Origin of the sequence: Moraxella sp. RCAD0137, from assembly GCF_002894025.1 — a bacterium.
Classification (GTDB): Bacteria; Pseudomonadota; Gammaproteobacteria; order Pseudomonadales; family Moraxellaceae; genus Moraxella; species Moraxella porci.
The window spans coordinates 16,236-28,559 of the sequence record NZ_LTCC01000011.1; the positions used below are offsets into that span (position 1 = coordinate 16,236).

Below are 12,324 nucleotides of genomic sequence, written 5' to 3' on the forward strand. Positions count from 1 at the left end.
GATCAATTAAGCAACTTTTGCAGATACATAATCGATGGCTTTTTGAACTGTGGTTAGTTCTGCAGAATCTTCATCAGGAATGGTGATGCCAAAACTGCTTTCGAATGCCATCACCAGCTCAACTAGGTCTAGTGAGTCTGCACCTAGGTCGTCCATAAATGATGCGTCATTTTTGATTTCATCAACGCTTAGGCCTAGTTGCTCAGCTACTGCGTCTTTTACTTTAGCTTCGATATCGCTCATGAGAATTTCCTTTGAATAAAAGAGCCATCAGCACCACGCTGAAAATTGGCTCGTATGAAACTTAACTTGTATCATAAAACATTTGCCAAAAAAGTGCAAGCATTTATGAATACATATGTACACTTTTTTCAATGATAATGGCAAACGAGTTCTTTGTCAATGCTTTTATTTATTTGTATATAAAATGATTGGCTTTATGCTAGGCAAGCGAACGAAAATGTACAATCGGTTGTAAAATCGTCACACTAATCGGGACTAGTGCCAGGCAGGCGAACACAGGTGTATAAGTGATACATCAAGTGAGCCTAACAACGCAATAAACACAGCCACAAAGATAACCTACATATACATCCCGCCATTGACCGCTAACACCGTCCCCGTGATATAGCTGGCATCATCACTGGCTAAGAATGACACCGCAGCGGCGATTTCTTCTGGCTGCGCCATACGACCCATTGGTACAGCATCAAGCATAGAGTTGAGCAGACGCTCATCCAACTCTTCGGTCATGTCAGTTTCCACAAAGCCAGGTGCAACACAGTTCACTGTCACACCACGAGAACCGATTTCACGAGCCAATGCACGGCTAAACCCTTCAGCACCTGCTTTGGTGGCTGCATAGTTGGTTTGACCAGCATTACCCATTTGACCGACGACAGAAGTAATATTGATGATACGGCCATGACGAGCCTTCATCATGCCACGCACTGCACGACGGCTCATGCGATAGATAGAAGTTAGGTTGGTATCAATGACACTTGCCCAGTCTTCATCTTTCATACGCATCAATAGACCATCTTTGGTGATGCCGGCGTTATTCACCAGTACATTGATACCGCCATAGACACTGTCAATCTCTTCAAACAGCTTATCCACATCTTCATCACTGCATACATCGAGCACACGGCTGATACCGCCTGATTCGCTCAAGTATTCTGCGATGGCATCAGCGCCTTTTTCGCTGGTGGCTGTACCGATGACAAAATGCCCTTCGTCAGCGAAACGCTGTGCGATTGCCTTGCCGATACCACGGCTAGCACCTGTGACTAGAACGATTTTACGACTCATACAAGATTCTCCAATTTTTCTAAACGAGCCAATTTATCGGTTGGCAAAGCCGTGATTGGGGTAGCTTGACGCTTAGCAAGGTTTGATAAGACATTACCTGGGCCACATTCAATGATCAGCTCAACCCCTTGGTCGGCAAGCTTTTGCATGGTTTTTGACCATTGTACTGGCATTGACAGTTGTTCGGTCAAAGCAAGCTTGATATCCGCGACATCCGTATGCACTTTGGCATGGCGATTTTGGATGACGGCGATTTTGGCAGTATGAAACTGTGTTTTATCCAATAGCTCTGCCAAAGCATCACTGGCAGGATTCATCAGTTCACAGTGTGACGGTACAGAGACCTTGAGCGGCACGGCTTTTTTGCCAAGTGCTTCAACAGCTGACAACACACCTGCAACGCCAACAGCCGTACCTGCAACCACCACTTGACCTGAACTGTTAAAATTGGCGGCATTCACCACACCAGCTGAGCCACTGACTTCCTCGCACAGGCTTGCCACTTGCTCATCCTCCAGACCCAGTACAGCTGCCATCTGCGTATCCATACCCTGAACTGCATCCGTCATCAGCTTGCCACGCTCATGGACAAGCTTGGCAGCATCACCCAGACTAAGTACACCAGATGCCACCAGCGCACTGTACTCGCCTAGCGAATGCCCCGCCAAATAAAGCGGCTTTAATGATTGCTTGGCAAGCATCGGCTCAATAATCTGCCAAATCGCCACACTCGATACAAGTAGTGCTGGCTGCGTATATTCCGTCTTATTGAGTCGGCTCTCATCCTGAGTCACTTCCCACAAATCAAAACCCAGTGCCGAACTTGCCTCATCAAACGCCTGACGCACGCTCTCAAAATTCTCAGCCAGCTCATTCATCATACCAACCGTCTGCGAGCCTTGACCAGGGAAAACCACCGCCAATCGTTTGGCAACCGTGGTGATGTCTTGTGTCATAATTCACCTATAAAATATAGCCAAAAACACTTGGCTTCATTGGAATAATAAAAACTGTGCTAATTTTAACACAAAAAAATACATTTGTTTACCCAAATGTCAAGTTTGCTGCGATATTTGCAAATCTATAGCATCAGCTGATGGATATAAATAAAAAGCCAAGCCCATTGACTTGCAATGTCGGCTTGGCTTACTCATCACATCGGTGATGCTTAGCTATCTTGGCTAACCTTGAATAGCTGACGACCACGGTAGAAACCGTCTTTGGTCGCGTGGTGGCGAAGGTGTTTTTCGCCAGTAGTAGAATCGATGCTTAGCTCAGCAATAGCGATATGGTCGTGTGAACGACGCATGTCACGGCGTGAGCGGCTCTTGCGGTTTTGTTGAACTGCCATGATAGCTCCTAATTAAGTCAGTGGGCAGTTTTGCCCATCAAGAAATAAACGGTTCGTGCGTCTTTGTCAATTTGTGTCAATGCGATTAAGCATCAATCGCCGTCCATCATAGACCTATGCACAATAAACGCTGTATTATACGCAAAAATCTTGCAAATTTCAAAGCCTAATCGCAAAAATTTACAAAACTTTTCATCAAAATTCTGCCTAACACGATATAAATTTTGCTAAGTGATTGATATTAAGATAATTTACCTTTTAATGCCGCCAAAGCAGCGAATGGATTTTCTTGTACTTCTTCTTCGATTTCATCACCAGCACTCTCCACCAGCATATCACAATCCTCGTGGCGCGGCGATAATGGCAATGCCAACATCAACTCATCTTCTAGCAAATCTTTGATGGGCAATAATCTGCGAGCTGATTCACCAAGCTCATCAATCAGCACATATTCAGCACCATCAATTAAGCCGATTTCGCTCTCATCGTTTAATAATGCCAATCGATACTCGCCAGACAAATCAATGCTTAATGGCTCAAGGCAACGCTGACAGCCGACGCTAACACCACCTGTCACTTGATACGATAGCCACAATACGCCATCTTGTTTTGCCAAATCAACAAGTGCGTGCAAGCTGCCACCACCGACAGTCTGTTCGCTTAGTCGTGGCAACTCATCAATGCCGATGGCCCCCTGCCAATGAAAGCCAATGTCCGCCCATTTTTCAAGCAAGATGTTATTGGGTAGGGTTTGATTATCTGGGTGTTTGTGCGTCTGTGTCATAATCATTAAAATCTTGGGGTAGGTTGGCATTATGGCATATTTTTAATGATTTCAAAAGTAAAATTTCTTAACCAAAATGCCTAAAGCGATTATAATAGTCATTTTAAGATTCGATTCTGATGATAGATTTTAACAGACTCTCGCCCGATATTGATAACAACACCGCCGCCAGTGATGCCAAGCACGCCGAAGCCATTCAACAGCTGTGGCGTAAGTTTCATGAGCAAAGTGCGCCGATTGGCGATGGCCATCTATTATTTGCACAAATCAGCGATGATGCATGGCAAAGATATTATCAAACTTGGCAAGCCATCAAGGCAGATGTCAGCAATGATGCTACGCTGACAAAGTGGCTGATTGAGCTATTTGATGATTTATTTAATAATGATCAGCTTGATCAGATCCCGACACGGCTCGTGCGGGGTGATGGCGAACCTGAATATTTCCCAGCTGATACGCACGATGTTGCTCGCATCGAATTTGCACATGGGTTTTTTCAAAGTGCCTTGCATGAGATTAGCCATTGGTGTGTAGCGGGTAAACACAGACGTACACTGAATGACTTTGGCTATTGGTACGAAGCTGATGGCAGAAATGAGCAAACGCAAGCAGTATTTGAGCAGGTAGAAATCAAGCCACAGGCCATCGAATGTCTGTTAAGTCTGGCACTTGATCGCTATTTTTATGTCTCACAGGATAATCTCAATGCCGATTTTGATACTTCCAAAAGCACCTTTGCCCAAGATGTCTATGCCAAGGCACTAAGTTATTTACACACACCCAATACCTTGCCCAGAGATGCGCGCAGGCTACTGTGGGTATTTTTGACGCTCAGCCACCCAACATTTTATCAACCCATCAAGTGAGGCAGCATGATCACCTATTACCTACATCCCGACAACCCACAAGAGCGCATCTTAAGCCAAATCATCACAGCTTTCACAAACGATGAACTCATCGTCTATCCCAGTCAGCACGGGTATCAACTTGCCATGAGCCTTAGCGCCAAAGATGCGTATCTGCAAGCGGCACGCATGGGCAATTATCAAACAGCAACACACGCCGTGCTCATCTGCCAAGATTTAAGCCACATCGCCCAATATGCCGACATTGATAATTTTGCTCATCGTATTATGAAGTCAAAGCTTGGCACTGGCATTGATTTTGCTTTAGCGCCCACAAAGCTTACGCCCAAAAAATTCATTGATGACAAAAGCAAAACCATCACCGTACGACAAGCAGCCACAGCCATCGAACGAGCCTTAGTAGAAAAGCTTGGCGAAGCATTTGTCAGTTTACCTATCATCATTGATGATGAGCCGCTCAGCTATAGCAGTAGTTATGAAGTTGAAATGGCAGTAGAAAATCTGGTGGATGGTTATATAAATGGCGGAGAAATTATGCAAAGCGAACCGACACTGGTCAATCTCACTGATGGATCTGTCATTGTGCTAAACCAAGGTGACGCACAAATTGACTTTTAAAATCATAGACAAAACAAAACCCTGATTAAATAATCAGGGTTTTTTGCATCAGGGCGTTGATTATGGACGATCAACGAGCTCTACATATGCCATAGGTGCATTGTCACCATCACGGAAACCGCACTTGATGATACGCAGGTAACCACCTGGACGAGTTTGGTAGCGAGGACCAAGCTCGGCAAATAGTTTACCAACCATATCTTTGTTACGCATACGGCTGAATGCTAGACGACGATTTGCAACGCTGTCTTCTTTAGCCAAAGTGATTAGTGGCTCAGCAACGCGGCGAAGCTCTTTTGCTTTTGGCAAAGTGGTTTTGATTAGCTCATGCTCGAACAATGAGTTAGTCATGTTCTGGAACATAGCCTTACGATGGCTGCTGGTGCGACCCAGCTTGACTCCGCTTTTACGATGTCGCATGGTCAAGTATCCTTAAAATTAGCGGCTACGATAAGAAAAACGATCATCGACACGCAAATCGCTTGGTGGCCAGTTGTCCAGACGCATACCAAGCTCAAGATTCTTAGATGCCAATACATCTTTGATCTCGGTCAATGATTTCTTACCTAGATTTGGTGTCTTAAGCAGTTCAGTTTCTGAACGCTGTACCAAATCACCGATGTAATAAATGTTTTCAGCTTTCAAACAGTTAGCCGAACGAACCGTTAGCTCAAGATCATCCACTGGACGAAGTAGTACAGGGTCGATCTCTTCTTTTTCTTTGATAGGCTCAGGCGCTTCTTCTGCTTCTAGATCTACAAAGATAGCGATTTGCTGTTGTAGAATAGTCGCAGCTTTACGAATGGCTTCTTCTGGATCAATCGTGCCGTTGGTCTCAAGCTCGATAATTAGCTTATCAAGATCAGTGCGTTGTTCTACACGCGCATTTTCGACATCATAGGCCACTCGGATGATTGGGCTGAAACTTGCATCAAGCTTCAAGCGACCAATGATCTTAGAGTTGGCATCTTCACGACGCTGATTAGCAGGTTCATAGCCGCGGCCTGTTACCACGCGAAGACGCATCTTCAAGTGGCCACGCTCACTCAATGTACCTAGCACCAAATTTGGATTGGCGATTTCAACATTGTGTGGCAGTTCAAGGTCGGCAGCAGTGACAACGCCAGCACCCTTTTTATCCAAAGTCAAATAAGCTTCATTTTGGTCGTGCAAAATAATGGCCAAAGATTTTAGGTTTAGCAGAAGATCCAATACATCTTCTTGCAAGCCTTCAAGGGTAGAATACTCATGGTCCACACCCTCAATCTCAGCTTCAATCACTGCAGCGCCAGATAATGAAGAAAGTAGAATGCGGCGCAGAGCATTACCCAAGGTATGCCCAAAACCGCGTTCTAACGGCTCGAGCGTGACCTTTGCAGTCGTTTCATTAACCGTATCCACATTGATGGCGCTCGGTGTAAGAAACTCAGTTGCATTTGTCATAGTGTCACCTCGAATTAGTTCGGATTATTTAGAATATAGCTCAACAATCAAGTTTTCGTTGATTTCAGCTGGCAATTCGCTGCGCTCTGGCGCAGATTTGAAAGTGCCTTGTAGTTTGCTGTGATCAACTTCCAACCATGCAGGAATACCGCGTTGGGTCGCAAGTTCAACTGCGTTTTTGATACGAAGTTGTTCTTTTGATTTTTCGTGAACAGCAATCACATCACCGTCTTGAACTTGGATTGATGGAATGTTTACACGAACAAACTCATCACGGCCAGCTTTTTTAAGCATGATCGCACGGTGGCTAACCAATTGACGCGCTTCTGCACGAGTAGCGCCAAAGCCCATACGATAAACCACATTGTCAAGACGACGCTCTAGAGTTACTAGTAGGTTTTCACCAGTTGCACCGCGCTGACGAGCAGCTTCTTTATAGTAGTTAGAGAACTGACGCTCTAGAACACCATACATGCGCTTAACTTTTTGTTTTTCGCGAAGCTGTGATGCGTATTCAGAAGTTTTGTTCTGGCTGTTGCCATGCTGACCAGGTACACGACCTGCTTTTTTTGTTTTCACATCAAAAGGTTTTACGCCTGATTTCAATTGAAGATCAGTGCCTTCACGACGTGATAGTTTTAGTTTTGGACCAATATAACGGGCCATAAGTCGATCTCCTTAAACGCGGCGCTTCTTAGGTGGGCGGCAGCCGTTGTGTGGAATTGGGGTGACATCGCTGATGCTGTTAATTTTATAACCCAATGCACCTAATGCACGAACCGCAGACTCACGACCTGGTCCTGGACCTTTCACCAAGACATCAACATTCTTCACACCATAAGTTTCTTGAGCAGCTTTACCAGCCACTTCAGCTGCAACCTGTGCAGCAAATGGTGTAGATTTGCGTGAACCGCGGAAGCCTTGTCCACCAGAAGTGGCCCAAGCCAATGCATTACCTTGACGATCAGTAATCGTTACAATGGTGTTATTAAAAGACGCATGAATGTGGGCGATACCTTCAGATACCGAACGACGAGCCACTTTTTTGCGGCTACGAGTGTCTTTTGCCATCTTTTAGCTTCCTAAGTTAGTTACTTTTTAATTGCTTTGCGTGGACCTTTACGGGTACGCGCGTTAGTTTTAGTGCGTTGACCATTGACTGGCAGACCACGACGGTGGCGAAGACCGCGATAGCAACCAAGATCGACCAAACGCTTGATGTTCATTGAAACTTCACGACGAAGGTCACCTTCAACTGTGTAGTTTGCAACTTCTGCACGGACAGCATCAAGTTGTGAATCATCTAACGAACCAATTTTGGTGGTTTCAGCGATACCGACTTTAGCAAGGATTTGCTTAGCAGTAGTACGGCCAACACCAAAAATGTAAGTTAGCGAAATCACAGCATGTTTGTTGTCCGGAATGTTTACACCGGCAATACGAGCCATTGATTTCTCTCCATTAGCACAAATGCGTATGCATTTGCTAAGTGTTTTAACTGCTATCAAAAATGATAGCATGGCAAGAAGCGGATAATACATTATCCGCTACCAAATATCAAGTATTAATTTGTAAAATTAACCTTGACGCTGCTTGTGGCGTGGTTCAGCACTGCAAATCACAAGAACTTTACCTTTACGGCGAACGATTTTGCAGCTACCACAGATTTTTTTGACAGATGCTTGAACTTTCATGTCACGCTCCTACGATTCATCACGGTTGTGATGATTTGATTAATGTTTGATTATGATACTGATGGGTCATCAGATGCGCTTGTAATTGAGCAATAAAGTCCATCAAGACAACAACCATAATCAATAAAGATGCACCGCCCAACGGAATTGGCACATTAAACCATGTTTGAATCACCATTGGCATTAAGCAAATGATGGTCATGTACATCGCACCAATAAAAGTCAGTCGGTTCAAAACAAAGTCTAAATATCGCTTGGTCTGCTGGCCAGGTCGAATCCCGGGAATATATGCGCCACTGCGTTTAAGATTTTCTGCAACTTCTTTTGGATTAAACATCAACGCTGTATAAAAATAACAGAAAAAGATGATCATCACGCCAAAAAGCAGTAGATACAGAGGCTGTCCTGGTTGCAGCACCAGAGTAATGTTCTGAATAATTTGCTGAGTCAAAGTTGGATTTTCATTCACTGTCGTCCACTGACCCAAGCTTGCAGGCACCAATAGCAAAGAGCTGGCAAAAATCGCAGGAATGACACCAGCCATATTGATTTTTAGTGGCAGGTGCGATTGTTGTTGCATATAGACCTTTCGACCTTGTTGCTGCTTTTGAGCGTAATTCACAGGCACTCGGCGCTGAGCTCGCTCAATAAAGACAATGGCCGCAGTTACAGCGATGCCCAAAACAGCAAATAACAACATAACAATCAGATTCATGTTTTGGCTGAAAGCTTGTGAAATCATCCCTGGCGCGCTGGCGATGATGCTGGCCAAAATCAACATAGAAATGCCATTACCAACGCCGCGTTCAGTGATTTGCTCACCCAGCCACATCAAAAACATCGAACCTGCAACCAGCGAGGTTACCGCAGGAATATAAAAACTTAATCCTGTCGTCAGTGTCAAACCGCCTGCAATCAGACCTGTTGACATACCCACTGCCTGCACAAAAGCCAAAGCCAACGTGCCTTGACGCGTGTATTTATTCAGAGTTCGGCGTCCAGACTCACCTTCTTTCTTTAATGCCTCAAGCGATGGGATGATTGCTGACATCATCTGCACGACAATCGATGCAGAAATGTATGGCATAATGCCCAGCGCCATGATAGACATTCGCTCCAATGAGCCACCAGAGAACATGTTAAACATACCCAAAAAGGTATTGCTATTACTCTGGAAAAAGTTGGCTAGAGAAACTGGATTCATACCTGGTACAGGTATGTGAGAACCAAGTCGATAAACAATCAGCGCCCCCAGCAAAAACATCATGCGAGTCCAAAGCTCATCATACTTACGAATGAAGGCAAATGGATTTAAAGGGATGCCAGATCGAGATGCTGACTGCTTAGACATAAATTACTCCTCGACGCTGCCACCAGCAGCTTCGATTGCTTGTTTTGCACCTTTAGTTACTTTTACGCCTTTAAAGGTCAATGCACGAGTCACTTCACCTGATAGAATGATGCGAGCACGCTTCATATCACCACGAATGATGTTCGCAGCTTTCAAGGTTTCTACAGAAACCACATCGCCTTCGATTTTGTTCAGTTCAGACAGGCGTACTTCAGCTGTCGTCATTGCAATCTTAGAGGTGAAACCAAATTTTGGCAGACGGCGGTAAATTGGCATTTGACCGCCTTCAAAACCTGCAGGAATGCTTGAGCCAGAACGAGAAGTTTGACCTTTGATACCACGGCCACCAGTTTTACCGATGCCAGAGCCGATACCACGGCCACGGCGTAGTGCTTTTTTCTTAGCACCAACTGCTGGTGATAATTCGTTAAGTTTAAGACCCATTACGCTTCCTCCACTTTAACCATGTAAATTACACGATTTACCATACCGCGAGTAGATGGGGTATCTTCCACTTCTACAGTATGACCGATGCGACGAAGTCCCAGGCCTTTAAGACAAGCTTTATGGCTTGCCAAGCGATGGGCGCTCGACTTAATTTGAGTAACTTTCATTTTTTTCATCGTAACTCACCTATGCTTAGCCCAAAATTTCTTCAACAGATTTACCGCGCTTAGCAGCAACTTGTTCTGGAGAAGTCATGTCACGCAGACCTTTAAAAGTCGCTTGTACAACGTTTGCAGCATTGGTAGAGCCGTAGCACTTTGCCAATACATTTTGTACACCGGCAACTTCAAGCACTGCACGCATCGCACCACCAGCAATAACACCGGTACCTTCTGATGCAGGTTGCATGTATACTTTAGATGCACCGTGACGCGCATTAATTGGGTGTTGAATGGTGGTGCCATCCAAGTCCACTGTGATCATATTGCGCTTAGCAGCTTCTAGGGCTTTTTGGATTGCAGCTGGCACTTCACGCGCTTTACCGCGGCCAAAGCCAACACGGCCGTTACCATCACCCACAACAGTCAATGCTGTGAAAGAGAAAATGCGACCACCTTTAACAACTTTTGCTACACGGTCAACGGCAACCAATTTTTCTACCAAACCGTCAGTTTGTTCAACTTTTGCCATGATTAGAACTCCAATCCGTTTTCGCGAGCAGCGTCAGCTAGTGCTTTTACGCGGCCATGATATTTAAAACCACTGCGGTCAAATGCAACTTTAGTGATACCAGCAGCTTTTGCGCGTTCTGCGATAAGCGCACCAACAGCTTTGGCTGCTTCAACATTACCCGTTGCGCCAGAACGCAAAGTTGAATCTAAAGTAGAAGCTTGAGCGACAACCACGCCACCAGTTGGTGAGATGATTTGTGCATAGATGTGGCGCGGTGTACGAGTCACAGTCAAACGATTCACACCCAAGTGACGGATGTGTGCACGAGTTTTTTTGGCACGGCGTAGGCGTGCTGATTTTTTATCAAACATATTTACCTACCTTACTTTTTCTTAGCTTCTTTACGAAGAACCACTTCATCGCTATAGCGAACACCTTTGCCTTTATATGGCTCTGGTGGACGGAAGCTACGAATTTTAGCAGCTGCTTGGCCAAGTTTTTGTTTATCGCTTGATTTTAGTACGATTTCAGTTTGGCTTGGGCTTTCTGCTGTGACACCTTCAGGTAGGGTGTACTCGATTGGGTGAGAAAAACCAAGGCTTAGGTTTACTTTGTTACCTGCAACTTGTGCACGATAACCAACACCGATCAGTTGTAGGCGACGCTCGAAGCCTTCGCTCACACCTTTCACCATATTGTTTAGTAGTGCACGGACTGTACCAGTGTGCATCCACGCTTCTTTGGTATCAGCAACTGGAGATAGTGTTACAACACCATCTTCTTGTTTTAGCTCGACCAATTCATGCAGGCTCAAAGACAATGTACCGTTTTTGCCTTTGACTTCAACCTGCCGATCGTTCAAAGTAACGCTGGTACCCGCTGGTAGCGTTACTGGGGCTTTAGCCACACGAGACATAGGAATTTTCCTTCAAATTAAAATTACACCATCCAACACAGTGTTGGATGGCCACAAAAAAACTAACAGGCATTAAAGCCTGCTAGTTTAACACATCTGAGCTAATGAGTAAAGCCTAGATGTAATTTTTTTGTAAGTATTGCGCAGCGCATTAAGCAACTAGTGCAATTACCTCACCACCGATACCTGCAGCACGAGCAGCACGGTCGCTCATGATGCCTTTACTGGTAGAGATGATGGCAACACCAAGGCCCTTTTTGACGCTTGGTAGCTCATCTTTACCACGGTATTGACGAAGACCAGGACGGCTATAGCGTTTCAATTGCTCGATAACGCCTTTACCTTGGTAGTACTTCAATTCGATGGTCAATACTTTTTTGCCGTTTTCAGCTTCAGCTACTTCAGCTGAAGTTAGATAGCCCTCAGCAACCAACAAGTCAGCGATTGATTTGCGTAGCTTTGATGCTGGCATTTGTACAGATGGTTTATTTCTTGATTGTGCGTTGCGAATGCGAGTTAGCATGTCGGCAACTGGATCTTGCATACTCATAGCGTAACTCCTTATTACCAGCTGGCTTTACGAACGCCAGGCACATCGCCTTGCATTACATATAGACGCAGCATGTTGCGTGATAGACCAAATTTACGGAAATAGCCGTGTGGACGACCAGTCACACCACAACGATTGCGCAAACGCACTGGTGATGAGTTGCGTGGCAATGCTTGTAGAGCCAACATAGCATCTAGGCGCTCTTCTTCACTTGCGTTAACATCGCTGATGATCGCCTTAAGCTGTGCACGCTTTTCTGCATACTTAGCAACGGTTTTTTCGCGCTTTAGTTCGCGATTAATCATGCTCTTTTTAGCCATA

Annotated in this window: 21 protein-coding genes; 2 read left to right on the forward strand and 19 right to left on the reverse strand. The window is 45.1% G+C overall.

From position 1 onward, the window contains the following. Nucleotides 1-6: 6 nt before the first annotated feature. The 5 genes from acpP to AZ602_RS07430 form a co-directional block, all read right to left on the reverse strand. Nucleotides 7-243, reverse strand: a complete 237-nt coding sequence (gene acpP / locus AZ602_RS07410) for an acyl carrier protein (RefSeq protein WP_078318466.1) — start codon at nt 241-243, stop codon at nt 7-9. 339 nt (nt 244-582) lie between these two features. Continuing rightward, on the reverse strand, nt 583-1,311 hold the full coding sequence (gene fabG, locus AZ602_RS07415; RefSeq protein WP_103034391.1) for a 3-oxoacyl-ACP reductase FabG: 729 nt from the start codon (nt 1,309-1,311) through the stop codon (nt 583-585). Further along, complete coding sequence (fabD, locus tag AZ602_RS07420) at nt 1,308-2,267, reverse strand: ACP S-malonyltransferase (RefSeq protein ID WP_103034392.1); 960 nt, start codon at nt 2,265-2,267, stop codon at nt 1,308-1,310. Before fabD ends, fabG begins: the two co-directional genes overlap by 4 nt. Nucleotides 2,268-2,479: 212 nt before the next feature. Beyond that, nucleotides 2,480-2,662: a 50S ribosomal protein L32 gene (gene rpmF, locus AZ602_RS07425; RefSeq protein ID WP_003656952.1), complete on the reverse strand. Its 183-nt coding sequence runs from the start codon at nt 2,660-2,662 to the stop codon at nt 2,480-2,482. A gap of 241 nt (nt 2,663-2,903) precedes the next feature. After that, nucleotides 2,904-3,446 (reverse strand): DUF177 domain-containing protein, encoded by a 543-nt coding sequence (locus tag AZ602_RS07430; protein WP_227525199.1) that lies wholly within the window; start codon nt 3,444-3,446, stop codon nt 2,904-2,906. Nucleotides 3,447-3,565: 119 nt separating this feature from the next. Between AZ602_RS07430 and AZ602_RS07435 the strand changes: the two genes are divergently transcribed. Further along, nucleotides 3,566-4,312, forward strand: coding sequence for an elongation factor P hydroxylase (locus tag AZ602_RS07435; RefSeq protein ID WP_103034393.1), 747 nt, complete (start codon nt 3,566-3,568; stop codon nt 4,310-4,312). A gap of 6 nt (nt 4,313-4,318) precedes the next feature. Beyond that, nucleotides 4,319-4,930: a Sua5/YciO/YrdC/YwlC family protein gene (locus AZ602_RS07440; protein WP_103034394.1), complete on the forward strand. Its 612-nt coding sequence runs from the start codon at nt 4,319-4,321 to the stop codon at nt 4,928-4,930. A gap of 60 nt (nt 4,931-4,990) precedes the next feature. Here the strand turns inward: AZ602_RS07440 and rplQ are convergent, their stop codons facing one another. The 14 genes from rplQ to rpsN all read right to left on the reverse strand — a co-directional run bounded on the left by rplQ (nt 4,991) and on the right by rpsN (nt 12,323). After that, the gene (gene rplQ / locus AZ602_RS07445) at nt 4,991-5,350 is read right to left on the reverse strand and encodes a 50S ribosomal protein L17 (protein WP_078254892.1); all 360 of its coding nucleotides are present in this window, start codon (nt 5,348-5,350) and stop codon (nt 4,991-4,993) included. Nucleotides 5,351-5,368: 18 nt separating this feature from the next. After that, the gene (gene rpoA, locus AZ602_RS07450; RefSeq protein ID WP_103034395.1) at nt 5,369-6,373 is read right to left on the reverse strand and encodes a DNA-directed RNA polymerase subunit alpha; all 1,005 of its coding nucleotides are present in this window, start codon (nt 6,371-6,373) and stop codon (nt 5,369-5,371) included. 24 nt (nt 6,374-6,397) lie between these two features. Then, nucleotides 6,398-7,039, reverse strand: coding sequence for a 30S ribosomal protein S4 (rpsD, locus tag AZ602_RS07455; RefSeq protein ID WP_078318460.1), 642 nt, complete (start codon nt 7,037-7,039; stop codon nt 6,398-6,400). Nucleotides 7,040-7,051: 12 nt separating this feature from the next. Then, nucleotides 7,052-7,444 (reverse strand): 30S ribosomal protein S11, encoded by a 393-nt coding sequence (gene rpsK / locus AZ602_RS07460; RefSeq protein ID WP_036364258.1) that lies wholly within the window; start codon nt 7,442-7,444, stop codon nt 7,052-7,054. 20 nt (nt 7,445-7,464) lie between these two features. After that, on the reverse strand, nt 7,465-7,821 hold the full coding sequence (gene rpsM, locus AZ602_RS07465) for a 30S ribosomal protein S13 (protein WP_078318458.1): 357 nt from the start codon (nt 7,819-7,821) through the stop codon (nt 7,465-7,467). 129 nt (nt 7,822-7,950) lie between these two features. Further along, entirely contained in the window at nt 7,951-8,067 is a 117-nt protein-coding gene (gene rpmJ, locus AZ602_RS07470) for a 50S ribosomal protein L36 (protein WP_049236838.1), read from the reverse strand. Between the two features lie 19 nt (nt 8,068-8,086). Then, nucleotides 8,087-9,418: a preprotein translocase subunit SecY gene (gene secY / locus AZ602_RS07475; RefSeq protein ID WP_103034396.1), complete on the reverse strand. Its 1,332-nt coding sequence runs from the start codon at nt 9,416-9,418 to the stop codon at nt 8,087-8,089. A 3-nt stretch (nt 9,419-9,421) separates the two neighbouring features. Beyond that, the gene (gene rplO / locus AZ602_RS07480) at nt 9,422-9,862 is read right to left on the reverse strand and encodes a 50S ribosomal protein L15 (protein WP_078318456.1); all 441 of its coding nucleotides are present in this window, start codon (nt 9,860-9,862) and stop codon (nt 9,422-9,424) included. Beyond that, nucleotides 9,862-10,041: a 50S ribosomal protein L30 gene (gene rpmD, locus AZ602_RS07485; RefSeq protein ID WP_078318455.1), complete on the reverse strand. Its 180-nt coding sequence runs from the start codon at nt 10,039-10,041 to the stop codon at nt 9,862-9,864. Before rpmD ends, rplO begins: the two co-directional genes overlap by 1 nt. 16 nt (nt 10,042-10,057) lie before the next feature. Further along, nucleotides 10,058-10,555, reverse strand: coding sequence for a 30S ribosomal protein S5 (gene rpsE, locus AZ602_RS07490; protein WP_078318454.1), 498 nt, complete (start codon nt 10,553-10,555; stop codon nt 10,058-10,060). A gap of 2 nt (nt 10,556-10,557) precedes the next feature. Beyond that, nucleotides 10,558-10,908: a 50S ribosomal protein L18 gene (gene rplR, locus AZ602_RS07495; protein WP_078318453.1), complete on the reverse strand. Its 351-nt coding sequence runs from the start codon at nt 10,906-10,908 to the stop codon at nt 10,558-10,560. A gap of 11 nt (nt 10,909-10,919) precedes the next feature. Further along, nucleotides 10,920-11,453, reverse strand: coding sequence for a 50S ribosomal protein L6 (rplF, locus tag AZ602_RS07500; protein WP_078318452.1), 534 nt, complete (start codon nt 11,451-11,453; stop codon nt 10,920-10,922). 151 nt (nt 11,454-11,604) lie between these two features. Continuing rightward, nucleotides 11,605-12,003, reverse strand: a complete 399-nt coding sequence (gene rpsH, locus AZ602_RS07505; protein WP_103034397.1) for a 30S ribosomal protein S8 — start codon at nt 12,001-12,003, stop codon at nt 11,605-11,607. 14 nt (nt 12,004-12,017) lie between these two features. After that, entirely contained in the window at nt 12,018-12,323 is a 306-nt protein-coding gene (gene rpsN, locus AZ602_RS07510) for a 30S ribosomal protein S14 (protein WP_078318450.1), read from the reverse strand. Nucleotide 12,324 lies beyond the last annotated feature (1 nt).

Bases quoted from the DNA above. Each gene is read 5' to 3' on its own strand.
- acpP (WP_078318466.1), bottom strand. From the start codon at position 243: ATGAGCGATATCGAAGCTAAAGTAAAAGACGCAGTAGCTGAGCAACTA.
- fabG (WP_103034391.1), bottom strand. From the start codon at position 1,311: ATGAGTCGTAAAATCGTTCTAGTCACAGGTGCTAGCCGTGGTATCGGC.
- fabD (WP_103034392.1), bottom strand. From the start codon at position 2,267: ATGACACAAGACATCACCACGGTTGCCAAACGATTGGCGGTGGTTTTC.
- rpmF (WP_003656952.1), bottom strand. From the start codon at position 2,662: ATGGCAGTTCAACAAAACCGCAAGAGCCGCTCACGCCGTGACATGCGT.
- AZ602_RS07430 (WP_227525199.1), bottom strand. From the start codon at position 3,446: ATGACACAGACGCACAAACACCCAGATAATCAAACCCTACCCAATAAC.
- AZ602_RS07435 (WP_103034393.1), top strand. From the start codon at position 3,566: ATGATAGATTTTAACAGACTCTCGCCCGATATTGATAACAACACCGCC.
- AZ602_RS07440 (WP_103034394.1), top strand. From the start codon at position 4,319: ATGATCACCTATTACCTACATCCCGACAACCCACAAGAGCGCATCTTA.
- rplQ (WP_078254892.1), bottom strand. From the start codon at position 5,350: ATGCGACATCGTAAAAGCGGAGTCAAGCTGGGTCGCACCAGCAGCCAT.
- rpoA (WP_103034395.1), bottom strand. From the start codon at position 6,373: ATGACAAATGCAACTGAGTTTCTTACACCGAGCGCCATCAATGTGGAT.
- rpsD (WP_078318460.1), bottom strand. From the start codon at position 7,039: ATGGCCCGTTATATTGGTCCAAAACTAAAACTATCACGTCGTGAAGGC.
- rpsK (WP_036364258.1), bottom strand. From the start codon at position 7,444: ATGGCAAAAGACACTCGTAGCCGCAAAAAAGTGGCTCGTCGTTCGGTA.
- rpsM (WP_078318458.1), bottom strand. From the start codon at position 7,821: ATGGCTCGTATTGCCGGTGTAAACATTCCGGACAACAAACATGCTGTG.
- rpmJ (WP_049236838.1), bottom strand. From the start codon at position 8,067: ATGAAAGTTCAAGCATCTGTCAAAAAAATCTGTGGTAGCTGCAAAATC.
- secY (WP_103034396.1), bottom strand. From the start codon at position 9,418: ATGTCTAAGCAGTCAGCATCTCGATCTGGCATCCCTTTAAATCCATTT.
- rplO (WP_078318456.1), bottom strand. From the start codon at position 9,862: ATGGGTCTTAAACTTAACGAATTATCACCAGCAGTTGGTGCTAAGAAA.
- rpmD (WP_078318455.1), bottom strand. From the start codon at position 10,041: ATGAAAAAAATGAAAGTTACTCAAATTAAGTCGAGCGCCCATCGCTTG.
- rpsE (WP_078318454.1), bottom strand. From the start codon at position 10,555: ATGGCAAAAGTTGAACAAACTGACGGTTTGGTAGAAAAATTGGTTGCC.
- rplR (WP_078318453.1), bottom strand. From the start codon at position 10,908: ATGTTTGATAAAAAATCAGCACGCCTACGCCGTGCCAAAAAAACTCGT.
- rplF (WP_078318452.1), bottom strand. From the start codon at position 11,453: ATGTCTCGTGTGGCTAAAGCCCCAGTAACGCTACCAGCGGGTACCAGC.
- rpsH (WP_103034397.1), bottom strand. From the start codon at position 12,003: ATGAGTATGCAAGATCCAGTTGCCGACATGCTAACTCGCATTCGCAAC.
- rpsN (WP_078318450.1), bottom strand. From the start codon at position 12,323: ATGGCTAAAAAGAGCATGATTAATCGCGAACTAAAGCGCGAAAAAACC.